This is a genomic window from Pseudomonas chlororaphis subsp. aurantiaca, assembly GCF_013466605.1.
In the GTDB taxonomy this organism is placed as follows: Bacteria; Pseudomonadota; Gammaproteobacteria; order Pseudomonadales; family Pseudomonadaceae; genus Aquipseudomonas; species Aquipseudomonas chlororaphis_I.
This window is the reverse complement of sequence record NZ_CP059162.1, coordinates 3,031,800-3,046,671: the sequence shown is the minus strand read 5'-3', so window position 1 is coordinate 3,046,671 and position 14,872 is coordinate 3,031,800. Positions and strand designations below refer to the sequence as shown.

The following is a 14,872-nucleotide window of genomic DNA, read 5'->3' as shown; positions in this document are numbered from 1 at the left end:
CCTGGGGGCTTGCGCCCCCGGGCCTGACTGGCAAACAGCCAAGGCCCCGCAAGCGTTTGAGGCGATATCGGCGAGGCATATCCGCTATCGATACCGATGATTTCCGCCGTACGGGCGCCGCCTTCCAGAATCCACTCCAGCCCATCCCTTTCCACCGCTCACTCATCAAGGACGCCCCCATGTCAGCGCCTACCACCGCGACACTCCCCATGCGCAATGAAGTCTGGTTGCATATTTTCGCCGGCCTGTGCGCCAGCCTGGTCAGTATCGGGCTGGCGCGCTTTGCCTATACCCCGCTGATCCCGCAACTGATCCAGGCCCACTGGTTCGTGCAGGCCGACGTGGTCTACCTCGGCGCCGCCAACCTCGCCGGTTACCTGATCGGCGCGCTGATCGGCCATCCCCTGGGCAAGCGCCTGACCAATCCGCTGGTGCTGCGGCTGATGCTGGTGGTCGCCACACTGTCGTTCTTTGCCTGTGCCTGGGCCCTGTCCTTCAGCTGGTTCTTCGTCTGGCGCCTGCTCTCGGGGATCGCCGGCGGCGCCATCATGGTATTGGTGGCATCCACCGTGCTGCCCCACGTACCGGCGGCGCGCAGAGGCGCGGCCAGCGGCGCGATCTTCCTCGGCATCGGCCTGGGCATCGCCGGCTCCGGCATCCTGGTGCCGGCCCTGCTGGAATGGGGCCTGCGCGACACCTGGCTAGGCCTGGGGCTGGTGGCCGCGGTGCTGACCGCCGCCAGCTGGTTCTGCTGGCCGCAAAACCAGCCCACGCCCGCTGTCGCAGTGAAGGCCAGCGAGCCGGTCGATCATGAAAACCCGGCCTCCGGCCGTGGCCTGCGCCTGCTGTTCGCCCAGTACGCCTTGATGGCCACCGGGCTGGTGCCGGCCATGGTGTTCCTGGTGGACTACGTGGCCCGCGGCCTCGATGCCGGCACCCATGTGGCGGCGCTGGTATGGGTGATGTATGGCGTCGGCGCGATCTTTGGGCCGATGGTCTACGGCATGCTCGCCGACCACCTCGGCGCCCGCCGCAGCATCCGCTGGGTGCTGATCGTGCAGGCGCTGGCGGTGGGTGCGTTGAGCATCACCAGCCAGCCGTGGCTGCTGTGCGGGCTGGCGGTACTGATCGGTTCGTTCCCGCCCGGCATCGTGCCCCTGGCCCTGGCCCGGGTCCACGAACTGAAGAAGCACGCCCATGCCCAGCAAGTCGCCTGGAGCCGCGCGACCGTGGCCTTCGCCAGCTTCCAGGCGTTGGCCGGGGCCGCCTACTCGCTGATCTTCAATGCCAGCGGCGGCCATCATCAGCAGCTATTCGTGATCGCCAGCCTGGCCTTGCTGCTGGCCATCGTGCTGGATCTCGCCGCACGCCGGCTGCGCTAGTACAGCTCGCCCACCGCTGCGGCGATGGGCGAACCGCTGCCCGGGACCGGGCAGTGACCGATGCCCCCCCCCTGTTCTCCCGGCCACTCCTCCTTCAGTTGGCCAGAACGTCTGCGGCGCCCCTCCCCGGCGCCGTGTCATGGACCTTTCCGATAGGGAACCGAGGCGCTGTTCGGCTGGAAGGATAGCCTGGCCTGTACGCTGGTCGGCCTGGTTGTACACCTGCTGCGCTACAGTGGAGTGAGCTGCGCATTTTCGACATGAAGACCGCGGTGATTCGTGACTATGGCCCGTAAAAATTTTTACGCAAAATTTACGGGGAGTGGCATTTGCGCACCTGATACTGCGCGGTGTTTTTTGACAGGCGACTGTGTATGTCCCTCGCAGCAATACGGCTTATCGCTTTTATCCTTGGTATTTTTCTGATCACGCTGGCCGCAAGTATGGTGATCCCCCTGATTACGCTCGTGGCCCATGAGCGCAGCGACGATCTGTCGGCGTTTCTCTGGTCGAGCCTGATCACCCTCGTTTGTGGTCTTTTGTTGATCGCGCGCGGGCGTCCGGATATCGCCCAGCTGCGTCCGAGGGATATGTACCTGCTGACGACCAGCAGTTGGATCGTGGTATGTGCCTTCGCGGCGTTGCCCATGGTGTTCATCAGCCATATCAGTTACACCGACGCTTTTTTTGAAACGATGTCCGGCATCACCACTACGGGTTCAACTGTTCTGAGTGGGCTGGATACCGCGTCGCCAGGGTTACTGATCTGGCGCTCGATGCTTCACTGGCTGGGGGGTATCGGCTTCATCGGCATGGCCGTGGCGATCCTTCCACTGTTGCGGGTGGGTGGCATGCGCCTTTTCCAGACAGAGTCCTCAGACTGGTCGGAGAAGGTGACGCCACGCTCCCATGTTGCCGCCAAGTACATCCTCTGGCTTTATCTGGGGCTCACGGGGGCTGCGACTCTAGCGCTCTGGTTGGCTGGGATGACGCCTTTCGAAGCAGTGAACCACGCGATGTCGCTGATTTCGACGGGAGGTTTTTCAACTTCTGACGCGTCACTCGGGCATTGGCCGCAGCCAACGATTCACTGGATAGCGGTGGTCGTTATGATTTTGGGGAGTCTGCCTTTCACCTTGTATGTCGCAACATTGCGTGGCCACCGGCGTGCGTTGATCAAGGATCACCAGGTCCGTGGGTTTATTGGGTTCTTAATCGTCATCTGGTTGTCGGTGGGGACATGGCTGTGCTTTCACAGCGACTATGGTTGGTGGGACGCGTTTCGCATCGTAGCCGTTAACGTGACCTCGGTTGTCACCACCACCGGGATCGCGGTTGGCGATTACACGCTGTGGGGTAGCTTCGCCGTCCTGTTCTTTTTCTACCTGACCTTTGTCGGTGGATGTTCAGGCTCAACTGCCGGAGGCCTTAAAATCTTCCGCTTTCAGGTGGCCGCCAGCCTGCTGGTGAGCAGCTTGAAACAATTGATCCACCCTCGAGCCGTGATTCAGAAAAAGTACAACGGGCATCCGATCGACGAGGAAATCGTGCGTTCGCTTTTGACCTTTTCATTTTTCTTCACCATCACTATTGCCTTCATCGCTCTGGGGCTGGCCCTTATCGGGCTGGATTGGACGACGGCCTTGAGCGGCGCCGCAACAGCGGTCTGCAACGTCGGGCCCGGGCTGGGCACGATCATTGGTCCTGCGGGCAACTTCTCCTCATTGCCCGATGCGGCGAAATGGTTGTTGACCGTTGGCATGCTGCTGGGGCGCCTGGAAATCCTGACCGTGCTGGTGCTGGTGACGCCAGTATTCTGGAAGTATTGATCCGCTGGGCGCACGGCAGCCCTTCAGCCCTGCCCCTTGAGGAAATGGCGGATCCGGATCTTCACTCCTTCGCTCTGGAAACGGCGGGCCGCCGCCTCGATCTTCAGCTCGGCGCGAGTCACCCGCTCGTGGTGACGCAGGTGGCCGACCCAGGATTCGTCGAAGAAAATCTCGCACCACAGGCGTGGATTTTCGCTGTCCTGCAGCAGGCACCAGGAAAACGAACCGTTGCGCTGGCGCATGCGTCGCACCGGGTTCATCGCCTGCTGGAAGGCCTGGGCGTGTTCGGGGGCGATGTCGTATTCCAGGCGGATCATCACCGGGCCGCGCTCCAGGTCCTGGTCGTCGCTGAGCAGCGGTTGCGGCCAGTGCAGCGACGGCGCCAGGTCTTCGGCGCTGCGCTGGGGCAAGCCGACCCGCCAGGTCAGCCCGACCCCGGCCAGCAGCACCGCCGCCGCCACGCTCAGGGCAACGCTCATGGACAACAGGCTGGCGACCCAGCCCCAGAGCAATCCGCCCAGGGCCATGCTGCCGAAGAACATCAGGATATACACCGCCAGCGCTCGCGCCCGCACCCAGGCCGGCACCGAGGTCTGGGCCGCCACCTGGAAACTCGAGAGCACGGCGATCCAGGCGCCGCCGCTGATCAGCATCACCGGGATCAACAGATAGAAGTCGCGCAACCAGGCCAGGGCAAACAGCACCAGGGCGTAGATCACGCTGGCCAGCGCCACCAGGCGATCCACCGCCAGGTGCTGGCGCAGCCGCGGCAACAGCATCGCCCCCAGCACGGCGCCGAGGCCGACACTGCCGAGCAACACGCCGAACTGGGTCGCGCTGCCCTGCAACTCGCCACGCACGATCAACGGCAGCAAGGACATGCCGGCGCTGGCGCCAAAGAAGAACGCCAGGGTGCGAATCAGTACCCGTTGCAGAGGATGGGAACTGCGGGCGTAGCGCCAGCCCACGCGGATCGCGCTGAACAGCCGCTCCGCCGGCAGCACCGCGACCTTCGGCTCGCGCCGCCAGCAGGCGAGCACGGCGATCACCGCAAAGAACGACAGCGCATTCACCGCGAAGGTCGCCCAGGGCCCGGCCAGGCTCACCAGGACGCCGGCGATGGCCGGGCCCACGGCGCGCGCCACGTTGGTCCCGACGCTGCTCAAGGCGATGGCCGCGGGTAACTCGCCGGCGGGCACCAGTTCCGGGGTCAGGGCCGACCAGGCCGGCATCATCAGCGCCGTGCCGATGCCCATGGCCAGGGTCAACAGCAGCAACAAGGGTACCGTCATCAGGCCGCTGAGGGTCAGGAACGCGAGCAGCATGGCGACGCTGGCCATCCAGCCCTGCACCAGCAGCAGATAGCGACGCTTGTCGACGATATCGGCCAGTGCCCCCGCCGGCAGCGCGAGGAAAAACATCGGCGCCGCGGCGGCCACCTGCACCAGCGCCACCGTCATCGGGCTGGCCGACAACGAGGTCATCAGCCAGCCGGCGCCCACCTCATGCATCCAGGTGCCGATGTTCGAGGCGATGCTGGCCAGCCACAGCCCGCGAAACAGGCCATGCTTGAGCGGGCTCCAGGGCGAAAGGGAGGCCGCGCTACGGGAGGAATCGAGGGTCTGTTTCATGACGGTCCTTGAGTCGTGGGAACGGTGTGGAGTCCGGGCGTTTTTTCACCGCGAATGACCACCGGCCGACGCAAGCGGGTTGCGTCAGCCGGTGGTCATTCGCGGCAGGCTTACTTGACCTGACGCTGCGGCGCCTTGTGCACCATGGTGTAGGCATAGTCCACGCCCATGCCGTAGGCGCCGCTGTGCTCGCGCACCAGGTCCATCACCGCGTCGTAGGTTTCCTTGTGCGCCCAGTCGCGCTGGAACTCGAGCAGCACTTGCTGCCAGGTCACCGGCACCGCGCCGGCCTGGATCATGCGCTGCACCGACATGTCATGGGCTTCCTGGGTGGTGCCGCCGGAAGCGTCGGTGACGATGTACACCTCATAACCTTCGGCCAGGGCTTCCAGGGCCGGGAAGTTCAGGCAGACCTCGGTCCACAGCGCAGCCATGATCAGTTTCTTGCGCCCGGTGGCCTTCACCGCTTCCACCAGCTTCTTGTCTTCCCAGGAGTTCATCGAGGTGCGCTCGATCGGCTGGTGATCCGGGAACACGCTGAGCAGTTCCGGCCAGATGTAGCCGCTGAAGCTCTCGGTTTCCACCGAAGTGAAGATGGTCGGCACGTTGAAGATCTTCGCCGCCTTGGCCAGGCCCACGGTGTTGTTCTTCAGGGTCTGGCGGTCGATCGACTGCACGCCGAAGGACATCTGTGGCTGGTGGTCGATCAGGATCAGGGCGCAGTTGCTTGGGTTGAGCAGTTCACGGATAGACATGGCGCGTTCCTTTTGATGTCGAGTAGGTTCAAACGTTGAGTTGCAAAATTCGGGAGCTCGGCGCGGGTTCCGCTGGGGAGGCTTTGCTGCCGGCTTGGTGGCTAATTTAGGGGCTGGATTAAAGAGGGACAATTCCATAAAATCGAGAATCATTGATTCCAAAACAGGGACAATTCAAAAACTGCCGTACCGCCCACCGCGAACGGCACCTGCCGCCCGCCTGGCCGCGCAAACGGCCGAATGCAGCACAGCCGTACAATCCCCGCGCCCTGTAATAGGCAACCATGCTTCGCCTCGATCCGATGGCCACGCCGAGCGGACGCGGGCTGACCGAAGGCGTGCCGGCAGCTGTCGGAACCGCGGCCAGCCACGTCCTGGGCCACCCACCTTGACGCGGGAAATAAGCATGCTGCTTGCCTTGAAACACCTCGCTGCCCCCGGGCCGCTGCGCCTGCGCCTGAAGCCGCTGTGGCTGCTCGCCTTGCTCAGCGGCGGCGCCCCGGCGCTGGCGGCACAGAGCGCGCAAGACACCCCCGGTTTCCTTGAGGGGGCGAGTCTTGAAGTGCTCAGCCGCAACTTCTACCTCAACAACGACTATCGCTCCCCGACCCCGGCCGGCAAGAGCTACAAGCAGGAATGGGCCCAGGGCTTCATCGCCTCGTTCGAGTCCGGCTTCACCCCCGGCCCCATCGGCGTGGGGGTCGATGCCCACGGTTTCCTGGGCTTGAAACTGGACGGCGGCAAGGGGCATTCCGGGACGGGCCTGTTGCCGCTGGATCATGACGGGCGCAGCGAAGACAGCTACTCCAGCGCTGGTGGCTCGCTGAAATTCAAGGCCTCGCGGACCACCCTGGCGCTCGGTGAAATGACCGTGGCGACCCCGGTGTTCGACACCGCCGACAAACGCCTGCAACCGGAATACGCCAGCGGACTGCTGCTCTCCAGCCGTGAGCTCGAGGGGCTCGACCTGCAGGCCGGTCACTTCAGCGCCTTCAAGAACCAGGACGCCTCGACCGCCAAGGGCGACTTTTCCGGCTACGGGGCAACCACCCGCCACGCCAGCATCGACTTCATCGGCGCCGACCTGTTCGCCGCCCAGGCGCTGGGCGGCGCCCTCTACGCCTCGGAGCTGAGCGACACCTGGCGCCAGTACTACGCCAACCTGCATGCCAGCCTTGGCCAGCTGTTCCTCGACGGTAACCTGTACCGCACCCGCGACCAGGGCCAGGCCACGGCCGGCGCCATCGACACCACGGCCTACAGCCTCTCCGGCAAATACCGGATCGATGCCCAGGCGTTCACCCTGGCCTATCAGAAAATCCACGGCGACACGCCCTTCGACTTTGTCGGCGGCGACGCCATCTACCTCGCCAACTCGATCAAATACGCCGACTTCAACGGCCCCGGCGAACGCTCCTGGCAAGCGCGCTACGACCTCGACCTCGGCGCCCTGGGCATTCCCGGCCTGAGCTTCATGGCCCGCTATGTGAGCGGCCGCGGCATCGACGGCAGCCACGCGCCCCAGGGCGGCGCCTACAACCCCTTCGATAGCGCCAACGGCACCTACAGCCCGCAACAGGGCCGGGGCGGACGCCACTGGGAACGCGACCTGGACCTGCACTACATCGTGCAATCGGGCCCGGCCAAGGACCTGTCGCTGCAACTGTCCCACGTCAGCCACCGGGCCAACGCCACCCAGGCCGGCGACGATATCGACAGGCTGTACATCGTCATTCAGTACCCGCTCAAGCTCGGGCCGTTCTGATCGCGCGCGGCGGGCCGAGCCTGCTCGAACCCTGCGCCGGGGAAGTCCGTTGGCAGCAGCCAAATCGCCGCTAACCCAAGGCATGGGCCACCTGCGCTTCTGGCACCGTCGCGTCCCGCAACACCCGCGCCAGCAAGGCGTCGGGCTGGGCACCCGAGACCCGGGTGTCGCCGATGCGAAAGGCCGGCAGCACCCCGCCCGACCAGTCCGCGGCATCGCGCTTGTGGCGTTGCAACGCAGCCAGCCCTTCACCACTGCACAGGTAGTCGAGCAGCCGCTCCTGCTCGCGCTTGCCGTCCCCGCCCAGCTCCGCGAGCACCCGCGCATCGCCGATATCGCGGCCCTCGCAGAAATAGGCCCGGAAGATCCGCGCAAACAGCGCGGCGCAGTCGCCACCGCGGGCGGCCCGCTCGAGCATCAGGCTGTGCGCCGCGTCGCTGTCGACCAGGCGCTCGATTCGCTCGAAGGCAAAACGCAGCCCCAGCGCCTGGCCGGCCCGGGTGATCTGCGCTTCGAACAGCCGGCTGCGCGCCAGGCTGCCGAACCGGCGCCGGGCGTACTCGCCCTGCTCGATGCGGCTGGCGGGAAGGTCGAACGTGGAGCGGCTCGGCACATAGACGATCGGCCATGGCCGGTGCGCCGCCATGGCCTGGCGCAGGTTCAGCTCGCCGATCCAGCACCAGGGATTGATGAAGTCGTACGCCAGATGAATGACGTTACCCATAGCTACCACCTTGCTTCTACCAATGATGGCCAGACTCTAGGCGCGCACCTGCCGGACGAGTAGCCACAGGGCGCGCAACGCTGTCTTGCTCAAGACCTGGGCGAGGCTCAGGCGGCGAGGATTTCCTCGAGGAACTCGATAAACACATTGATGCGGCTGGAGCCACGGTGGTTGGGCAGGTACAGCGCATTGATGCAGGTGCTGGCGGTGCCGGGATTGACCTCGTACTGCTCCAGCACGCGGGTCAGGCGGCCCTGGCCGACATCGTCGCGTACCAGCCAGTCGGCCAGCAGCGCCACGCCGCCACCGGCCAGCGCCGCCTCGCGCAGGATGTCGGCGTTGTTGCTCTGCAAGCGGCCCTGCACACTCAGGCGCTGCGGCTCTTCGTCGCCCTGGAAGGTCCAGTCCTGGTGCACGCCGCCATAGTCGAACCGCAGGCACTGGTGCTCCAGCAGGTCGCTCGGCTGGCGCGGCAGGCCGGTGCGTGCCAGGTAGTCGGGGCTGGCCACGAGCCAACGCTGGAAGTCACCGATCTTCTTGCTGACGATGTCATCGCTGACCACCGAGGAACCGAGGCGCACCGAGACATCGATGCGCTCGCTGATCAGGTCGCTGACCCGGTCGCTCAACGACAGGCTGATCTCCAGCCCCGGATGGCGCTCGAGCAGGCGTCCCAGGTGCGGGGCGATGATGCGCCGGCCGAACTCCACCGGAACGCTGGCCCGCAGATGCCCCTGGGCCTCGCTGCCACGGTCGGCGACGCTGGCGTCGGCTTCGTCGATGGCCTCGAGAATCGCCACGGCCTTGTCGAAATAGGCCTGCCCGGCGAGCGTGACACTGGTGTTGCGCGTGGTGCGATTGAGCAGGCTGGCGCCCAGTTCGCTTTCCAGCCCCGCCACCTGCCGCGTCACCGACGACGTCGACAGGCCGAGCTTGCGCGCCGCCGATGAGTAGCCGCCACAGCGCACGGTTTCAACGAACATCTTCAGCGCCAGCAACTTGTCCATAAGCCGATTCCGAGAGCGAAAAATCAAGCCAGGGACTATGCCTGAGCACGCATCGAGTGTCTTGTACGGTTGTGCTCAAGCACCGTGGCCTACGCTTGCACCTTCGCCCCGGATCCTCAGCCCTGGCGGTAGTGACGGATCAGAAACAGCAGCAGCGCCAAGCCAGGGACCGCGGCAATCGAGGTCGCCGACAGGCTCCATCCCACCTGCTCATACAGCGGGCTGGCCACCAGCGAACCCAGGGCGCCACCGACAAAGATGCTGGTCATGTACACCGCATTCAGGCGCGCCCGGCTGTGCGGGTCGATGGCGTACACCTCACGCTGGCCAAGCACCATGTTCAGCTGCACGGCAAAATCCAGCAGCACCGCGCACACCACCAGCCACAGATAGCCACTGCCCGGCAGCGCACCTATCAGCAGGGACAGCGGCGCCAACAGCAAGGCCACGAGAGTGCCGCGCTGGCCATGCCCGGCGTCGGCCAGCCGGCCGGCGATCGGCGCCGCGATCGCCCCCACCGCGCCCACCAGGGCGAACACCGCCACCTGTGCCTGGCTGAAGCCGTGCTGGCGAATCAGCTCGATGGGCACGATGGTCCAGAACAGGCTGAAGCTGGCGAACAACAAACCCTGGTACAAGGAGCGCTCACGCAGGCCGGCATGGCGGCGCGCGAGGGCGAAGACCGAGCGGATCAACTCGCCATAGGAGGACTGATGCGTCGGCATGCGCCGTGGCAGGGCAACGGCCATGACGCAGGCGATCACCGCCATCAGGCCCGCAGCGCTGAAGAACACCCCGCGCCAGCCGAACGCCTGGGCCAGCAGGCTCGACAGCGGGCGCGACAACAGAATGCCCAGCAGCAGCCCGCTCATGATGTTGCCGACCACCCGCCCACGGCTTTCCTCGGGCGCCATGTGCGCGGCCAACGGCACCAGAATCTGCACCGCCACCGAAGTCAGGCCGATGAGCAACGACAGCGCCAGGAACAGCGAAGGCGACTCAGTAAAGCCGGCGGCAATCAGGCACAGGCTCACTGCAAGCGTGAACCCCACCACCAGGCGGCGGTTTTCCATCAGGTCGGCCAGGGGCACCAACAGCAGCAGGCCCGCGGCGTAACCGAGCTGGGTCAGCGAGACAATCAGGCTGGCATGGGCGTTCGACAGGCCGATCTGCGGGGCGATCAGCTCGACGATCGGCTGGGCGTAATAAAGGTTGGCGACGACCGCGCCACAACAAAAGGCCAGCAAGGCCACCAGGGCGCCAGAGAGAGTGGCGGGCCGTTCGCCCTTCACCGCCGGGCTGGTCGTCGTTGCAAAGTTGCCGGTAGGCATGATGAAACCTCGTTCGCGTGGAGAAAAGTTTCGCCAAGGCTAGGCGCGATGCTCAATCGGGAGAATCCACCGCCGGGACAATTGAGCGATGCGCATCACGCAACGATCCCGGCGTTGCCGATGGCGCAAAAGGTCTTTGCGCGGTTTGCCAATACCGCCGTCCACACCCTTTATCTACCCTTGGGCACTTGCCACGGGGCGGTCCGTCACCGCACTGCGCTTCGGCTCAAGGAGACTTCCATGACCTCGACTGCATCACTGTCCGCCCGCGCGGATTCCACGGACCAATGAAGGGTGACCCGATGAACACCAGGCAGTTGTGGCTGGGCGCCGTGGTTCTCGCCACGGCAGGCGCGATAGGCGCCGCGCTGTTGATGTGGCGCCCGGCGATCGCGCCGGCCACGGCGCCACAACGCTTCGATGCCGCCCAGGTGCAGCGCGGCGCGCGGGTCGCCGAAGCCGGCGATTGCGCGGTGTGCCATACCCGCCCCGGCGGCCGCTACCTGGCCGGTGGGCTGGCGCTGGTGACGCCATTCGGCACGCTCTACAGCACCAACATCACCGCGGACGCCGGGACCGGAATTGGCCAATGGTCATTGCCGGCCTTCGAGCGGGCGATGCGCGAAGGGGTCGCCCGCGACGGGCACTTGCTGTATCCGGCCTTCCCTTACGCCTACTACCGGCGCATGACGGACGGAGACATCGCGGACCTCTACGCCTACCTGATGAGCGGCCCCGCCGTGCATTCGCCGGCAATGCCGAACCGGATGAATTTCCCGATGAACATCCGCCCGCTGGTGTCGTTCTGGAACCTGCTGTTCCTGCACGCGGAGCCCTTGACGCCCGTGGCGCAGCAGTCCGCAACCTGGAACCGTGGCCGCTATCTGGTCGAAGGCCCCGGCCATTGCGCCGGCTGCCATTCTCCGCTCAACCCGCTGGGCGCCGAGCAGTCCGCCCAGCATCTTGGCGGCGGCATGGTGGACGGCTGGCAGGCGCCGTCCCTGCTGGGCCTGGCCGACCGCGCCGCGCCCTGGAGCCGCGAGCAACTGGCGGGCTACCTGCGGGCTGAGGTGGTCGAGGGCCATGGCACCGCTGCGGGGCCGATGCGACCGGTCAGCCTCAGCCTGGGCAACATGCCGGCCAGCGACGCCGAGGCGATTGCCGACTACCTGCTGAGCCTCAAGGACCCCGCTCCCGCCGCACCCGCTTCAGCCACCGCGCGCCCCACCGAAGTGGTCGAACAAGCACCTGGCGTCCAACTGTTCCAGAGCGCCTGCGCCGGTTGCCATGGCCCGGCCGCGCCGATGCGCCAGATCGATGGGCGCCCGGCCCTGGAGCGGACGTCGGCGCTGCATGCCTCAAGCGCGCGCAACTTTCTCAAGACCCTGCTCGAAGGCGTGCCCTCCACCCCGGGGTTGCCCGGCCCGGTCATGCCGCCCTTCGCCGCCAGCCTGGACAACCAGCAACTGGCGGCGCTGGCCTCGTTCCTGCGCGAACAGGCCAGTCCGGGCCAGCCGTGGGCCGACCTTTCTTCCACCCTTCACGAATTACGCCAGGAGGCGCAATGACCCACATGACCCTCAACGTCAACGGCTCACCCCATGCGCTGGAGCTGGAGCCCGACATGCCGTTGCTGTATGCCCTGCGCAATCACCTGGGGCTCAATGGCGCCAAGTACGGTTGCGGCCTGGGACAATGCGGAGCCTGCACGGTGCTGGTGGATGACCAGCCGGTCTTCTCCTGCCTGACGCCCTGCAACGGCCTGGAAGGCAAGGCCATCCGCACGGTGGAAAGCCTGGGTACGGCGGAGTGCCCGGGGCCTTTGCAAAAAGCCTTTATCGAGACCCAGGCCGCCCAGTGCGGCTACTGCATCGCTGGCATGCTGATGCGCGCCCAGGCGCTGCTGGAGCGCGACCCTCATCCGGACGAAGCCACTATTCGCGAGCATATGGCGAGCAACCTGTGCCGCTGCGGCACCCACCTGCGGATCATCGACGCCATCGGCCGCGTGGCCAGGCAAGAGCGGAGCGCCCCATGACCCGGCACCATGAAGTCGATCAGGGGCGCCGCGCGTTCCTGCGTGGCGGCGCGCTGGTGCTGGCGTTCACCCTGGTCCCGGCGGCGCGCCAGGCGCTGGCCGACAGCGAAGTCGATACCCTCGGCACGCTGGTGTTGGCGCCCGATCTCCCCGGCAGCCTGCGCACCAACCCCTACCTCGATGCCTGGATCCGCGTCGCGGCCGAAGGCGTCACCGTCTACACCGGCAAGGCCGAATTGGGGACGGGGGTGAAAACCGCGCTGTTGCAGATTGCCGCCGAACGCCTGGACCTTGCGCCAGGCGCGATCACGCTGCTCACCGCGGACACCGCGCTGACGCCCAACGAAGGCTACACCGCCGGCAGCCACAGCATTTTCGACAGCGGCACGGCCCTGTTCAACGCCGCGGCCCAGGTCCGGCAATTGCTGCTGGAGTCGGCGGCGCGCAGTTGGGCCGTCGACGCCGCGCTGCTGACGACGCACGAGGGCCTGATCCAGGGCCCGGCCGGGCAGCGCATGCCCTATGCCGAGGCCGTCAAGGGCGTGGACCTGCACCACTATGCGCAGGCGCAATCGCCCTCGATGCCACCGTCCACGTTCAAGCTGATCGGCCATTCGCTGCCTCGCCTGGATATCCCGGCCAAGGTCAGTGGCGGCGCCGCGTTCGTCCAGGACCTGCGCCTGCCGGGCATGCTACATGCCCGGGTGATCCGCCCGCCCCGCCCTGGCTGCAGCCTGGAAGCCTTCGATGCCGAGGCGATCAAGGCCCTGCCCGGCGTAGTGCGGGTGGTGCAGGACGGCAACTACCTGGCGGTGGTCGCCCGGGATGAGTGGCAAGCCATCAAGGCGATGCGCAGCGGCTATGAGCAGGCCCGCTGGAGCGCTGGAGAGGCGATCCCCGAAGCGCGGGACATCCACGCGCTACTGACCCGCCTGCCCGCGCGCCGCTACCCGATCAGCCATGAAGGCAACCCGGCACCCGGCGCCAGCACCAGCTATCGCGCGCGGTTCAGCAAGCAGTACCTGATGCACGGTTCCATCGGCCCGTCCTGCGCCGTGGCCTGGTTCAAGGACGGCGTGCTCACGGTCTGGACCCACACCCAGGGGGTCTATCCGCTGCGCGCGGGGATCGCCGAGATGGTCGGGCTGGCGCCGGAGCGAGTGCGCTGCATCCATATCGAGGGCTCCGGGTGCTACGGCCACAACGGCGCGGACGACGCGGCGGCCGATGCCGCATTGATCGCGATGCGGCTCGCCGGCACGCCGGTGCGCATGCAGTGGATGCGCGAGCAGGAAAACCTCTGGGAGCCCTACAGCAGCGCCATGCTCACCGAGGTCCAGGCCAGCCTCGACGCCCAGGGCCGATTGCAGGACTGGGCCTATGACCTGTGGACCACGCCGCACAACGAACGCATCGTCAATGCCGGCCGCTTGATTCCCGCGCGGCTGTTGGCCCGGCCGTTCGTCTCCGCGCCGTCGATCCCCATCGCCCAGCCCGAAGGGGATGGCGATCGCAATGCCGTGCCGCTGTACACCCTGGCGTCCACCCGTATCGACATGAACTTCGTCACCCGCATGCCGTTTCGCACCTCCGCCATGCGCTCGCTGGGGGCCCACATCAATATCTTCGCCATCGAAGCCTGCATCGATGAACTGGCCGCCCGGGCCGGCGCCGATCCGGTGGCCTTGCGCCTCGCCCACCTGAGCGATCCGCGGGCGCGGGCAGTGGTCGAACGGGTGCGGGACGCCAGCGGCTGGCCGCACAAGGGCAATGAGCCCGGCGCGGGCATCGGCTTCGCGTTTGCCCGCTACAAAAACATCATGGGCTACTGCGCCATTGCCGTCCTGCTGCGGGTGCATCCGCAGACTGGCGAGGTGCAGCTCGATCGAGTGGTCACGGCGGTGGACGTGGGCCAGATCGTCAACCCCGATGGCCTGCGCAACCAGGTGGAAGGCGGCATCGTGCAGTCCGCCAGCTGGACCCTGTTCGAAAAGGTCGGCTACGACCCGGGCGGAGTGCGCAGCTATGACTGGAGCGGTTATCCGATCCTGCGTTTTCCCCAGTTGCCCCGGCAGGTCGAGGTGCATTTGCTCGACCAGCCGGGACAGCCGTTCCTCGGCGCCGCCGAGATCGTCCAGGGCCCCATGGCCGCCGCCATCGGCAATGCCGTGGCCAATGCGACGGGCCGGCGCTGGCTGAACCTGCCCCTGACCCGCTCCGAGCAGCCGGCCTAGCCTGGAGTCCGGCGCTGGGCCAGGCCGCTGCTTCGGCGGCGGCCCTTCGCGCGCTGCCAAGGCATCGAGGATCGAACGGGCCAATCGCCGCGCCCGTCATCGACTGCCCGCCCGCCGCGCCCTGCATCCGCCGCCGTTCAGGACGTTGCGTTTCACGCAATGCAGCGTAGAGCGGC

At 66.4% G+C, this 14,872-nt stretch carries 11 protein-coding genes; 6 read left to right on the top strand and 5 right to left on the bottom strand.

What is annotated here, in order from left to right; genetic code table 11:
• Positions 1-179: 179 nt before the first annotated feature.
• Both H0I86_RS14020 and H0I86_RS14015 read left to right on the top strand, forming a co-directional pair.
• Positions 180-1,382 carry a YbfB/YjiJ family MFS transporter gene (locus H0I86_RS14020; RefSeq protein ID WP_180925471.1) on the top strand — a complete coding sequence of 401 codons (1,203 nt, stop codon included), beginning with the start codon at positions 180-182 and terminating at the stop codon, positions 1,380-1,382.
• Between the two features lie 374 nt (positions 1,383-1,756).
• Positions 1,757-3,211 (top strand): TrkH family potassium uptake protein, encoded by a 1,455-nt coding sequence (locus H0I86_RS14015; protein ID WP_180925470.1) that lies wholly within the window; start codon positions 1,757-1,759, stop codon positions 3,209-3,211.
• 23 nt (positions 3,212-3,234) lie between these two features.
• Here the strand turns inward: H0I86_RS14015 and H0I86_RS14010 are convergent, their stop codons facing one another.
• Both H0I86_RS14010 and H0I86_RS14005 read right to left on the bottom strand, forming a co-directional pair.
• Entirely contained in the window at positions 3,235-4,842 is a 1,608-nt protein-coding gene (locus H0I86_RS14010) for an MFS transporter (protein ID WP_180925469.1), read from the bottom strand.
• A 110-nt stretch (positions 4,843-4,952) separates the two neighbouring features.
• Positions 4,953-5,597: a hydrolase gene (locus H0I86_RS14005; RefSeq protein ID WP_180925186.1), complete on the bottom strand. Its 645-nt coding sequence runs from the start codon at positions 5,595-5,597 to the stop codon at positions 4,953-4,955.
• 406 nt (positions 5,598-6,003) lie between these two features.
• On the opposite strand from H0I86_RS14005, the gene H0I86_RS14000 reads away from it, so the two are divergent.
• Positions 6,004-7,362, top strand: a complete 1,359-nt coding sequence (locus tag H0I86_RS14000; protein ID WP_180925468.1) for an OprD family porin — start codon at positions 6,004-6,006, stop codon at positions 7,360-7,362.
• A 70-nt stretch (positions 7,363-7,432) separates the two neighbouring features.
• Here H0I86_RS14000 and H0I86_RS13995 read toward each other — a convergent pair whose 3' ends face one another.
• The 3 genes from H0I86_RS13995 to H0I86_RS13985 form a co-directional block, all read right to left on the bottom strand.
• The gene (locus tag H0I86_RS13995; protein WP_180925467.1) at positions 7,433-8,086 is read right to left on the bottom strand and encodes a DsbA family protein; all 654 of its coding nucleotides are present in this window, start codon (positions 8,084-8,086) and stop codon (positions 7,433-7,435) included.
• A 107-nt stretch (positions 8,087-8,193) separates the two neighbouring features.
• Entirely contained in the window at positions 8,194-9,093 is a 900-nt protein-coding gene (locus tag H0I86_RS13990; RefSeq protein ID WP_180925466.1) for a LysR family transcriptional regulator, read from the bottom strand.
• A 116-nt stretch (positions 9,094-9,209) separates the two neighbouring features.
• Entirely contained in the window at positions 9,210-10,424 is a 1,215-nt protein-coding gene (locus H0I86_RS13985) for an MFS transporter (protein WP_180925465.1), read from the bottom strand.
• A gap of 302 nt (positions 10,425-10,726) precedes the next feature.
• Between H0I86_RS13985 and H0I86_RS13980 the strand changes: the two genes are divergently transcribed.
• From H0I86_RS13980 to H0I86_RS13970, 3 genes are read left to right on the top strand one after another with little or no spacing between them, the layout of a single operon-like run.
• Positions 10,727-11,992 (top strand): c-type cytochrome, encoded by a 1,266-nt coding sequence (locus tag H0I86_RS13980; RefSeq protein WP_180925464.1) that lies wholly within the window; start codon positions 10,727-10,729, stop codon positions 11,990-11,992.
• Positions 11,989-12,462 (top strand): (2Fe-2S)-binding protein, encoded by a 474-nt coding sequence (locus H0I86_RS13975; RefSeq protein WP_180925463.1) that lies wholly within the window; start codon positions 11,989-11,991, stop codon positions 12,460-12,462. The genes H0I86_RS13980 and H0I86_RS13975 overlap by 4 nt, the downstream gene beginning before the upstream one ends.
• The gene (locus tag H0I86_RS13970) at positions 12,459-14,696 is read left to right on the top strand and encodes a xanthine dehydrogenase family protein molybdopterin-binding subunit (protein ID WP_180925462.1); all 2,238 of its coding nucleotides are present in this window, start codon (positions 12,459-12,461) and stop codon (positions 14,694-14,696) included. The genes H0I86_RS13975 and H0I86_RS13970 overlap by 4 nt, the downstream gene beginning before the upstream one ends.
• Positions 14,697-14,872 lie beyond the last annotated feature (176 nt).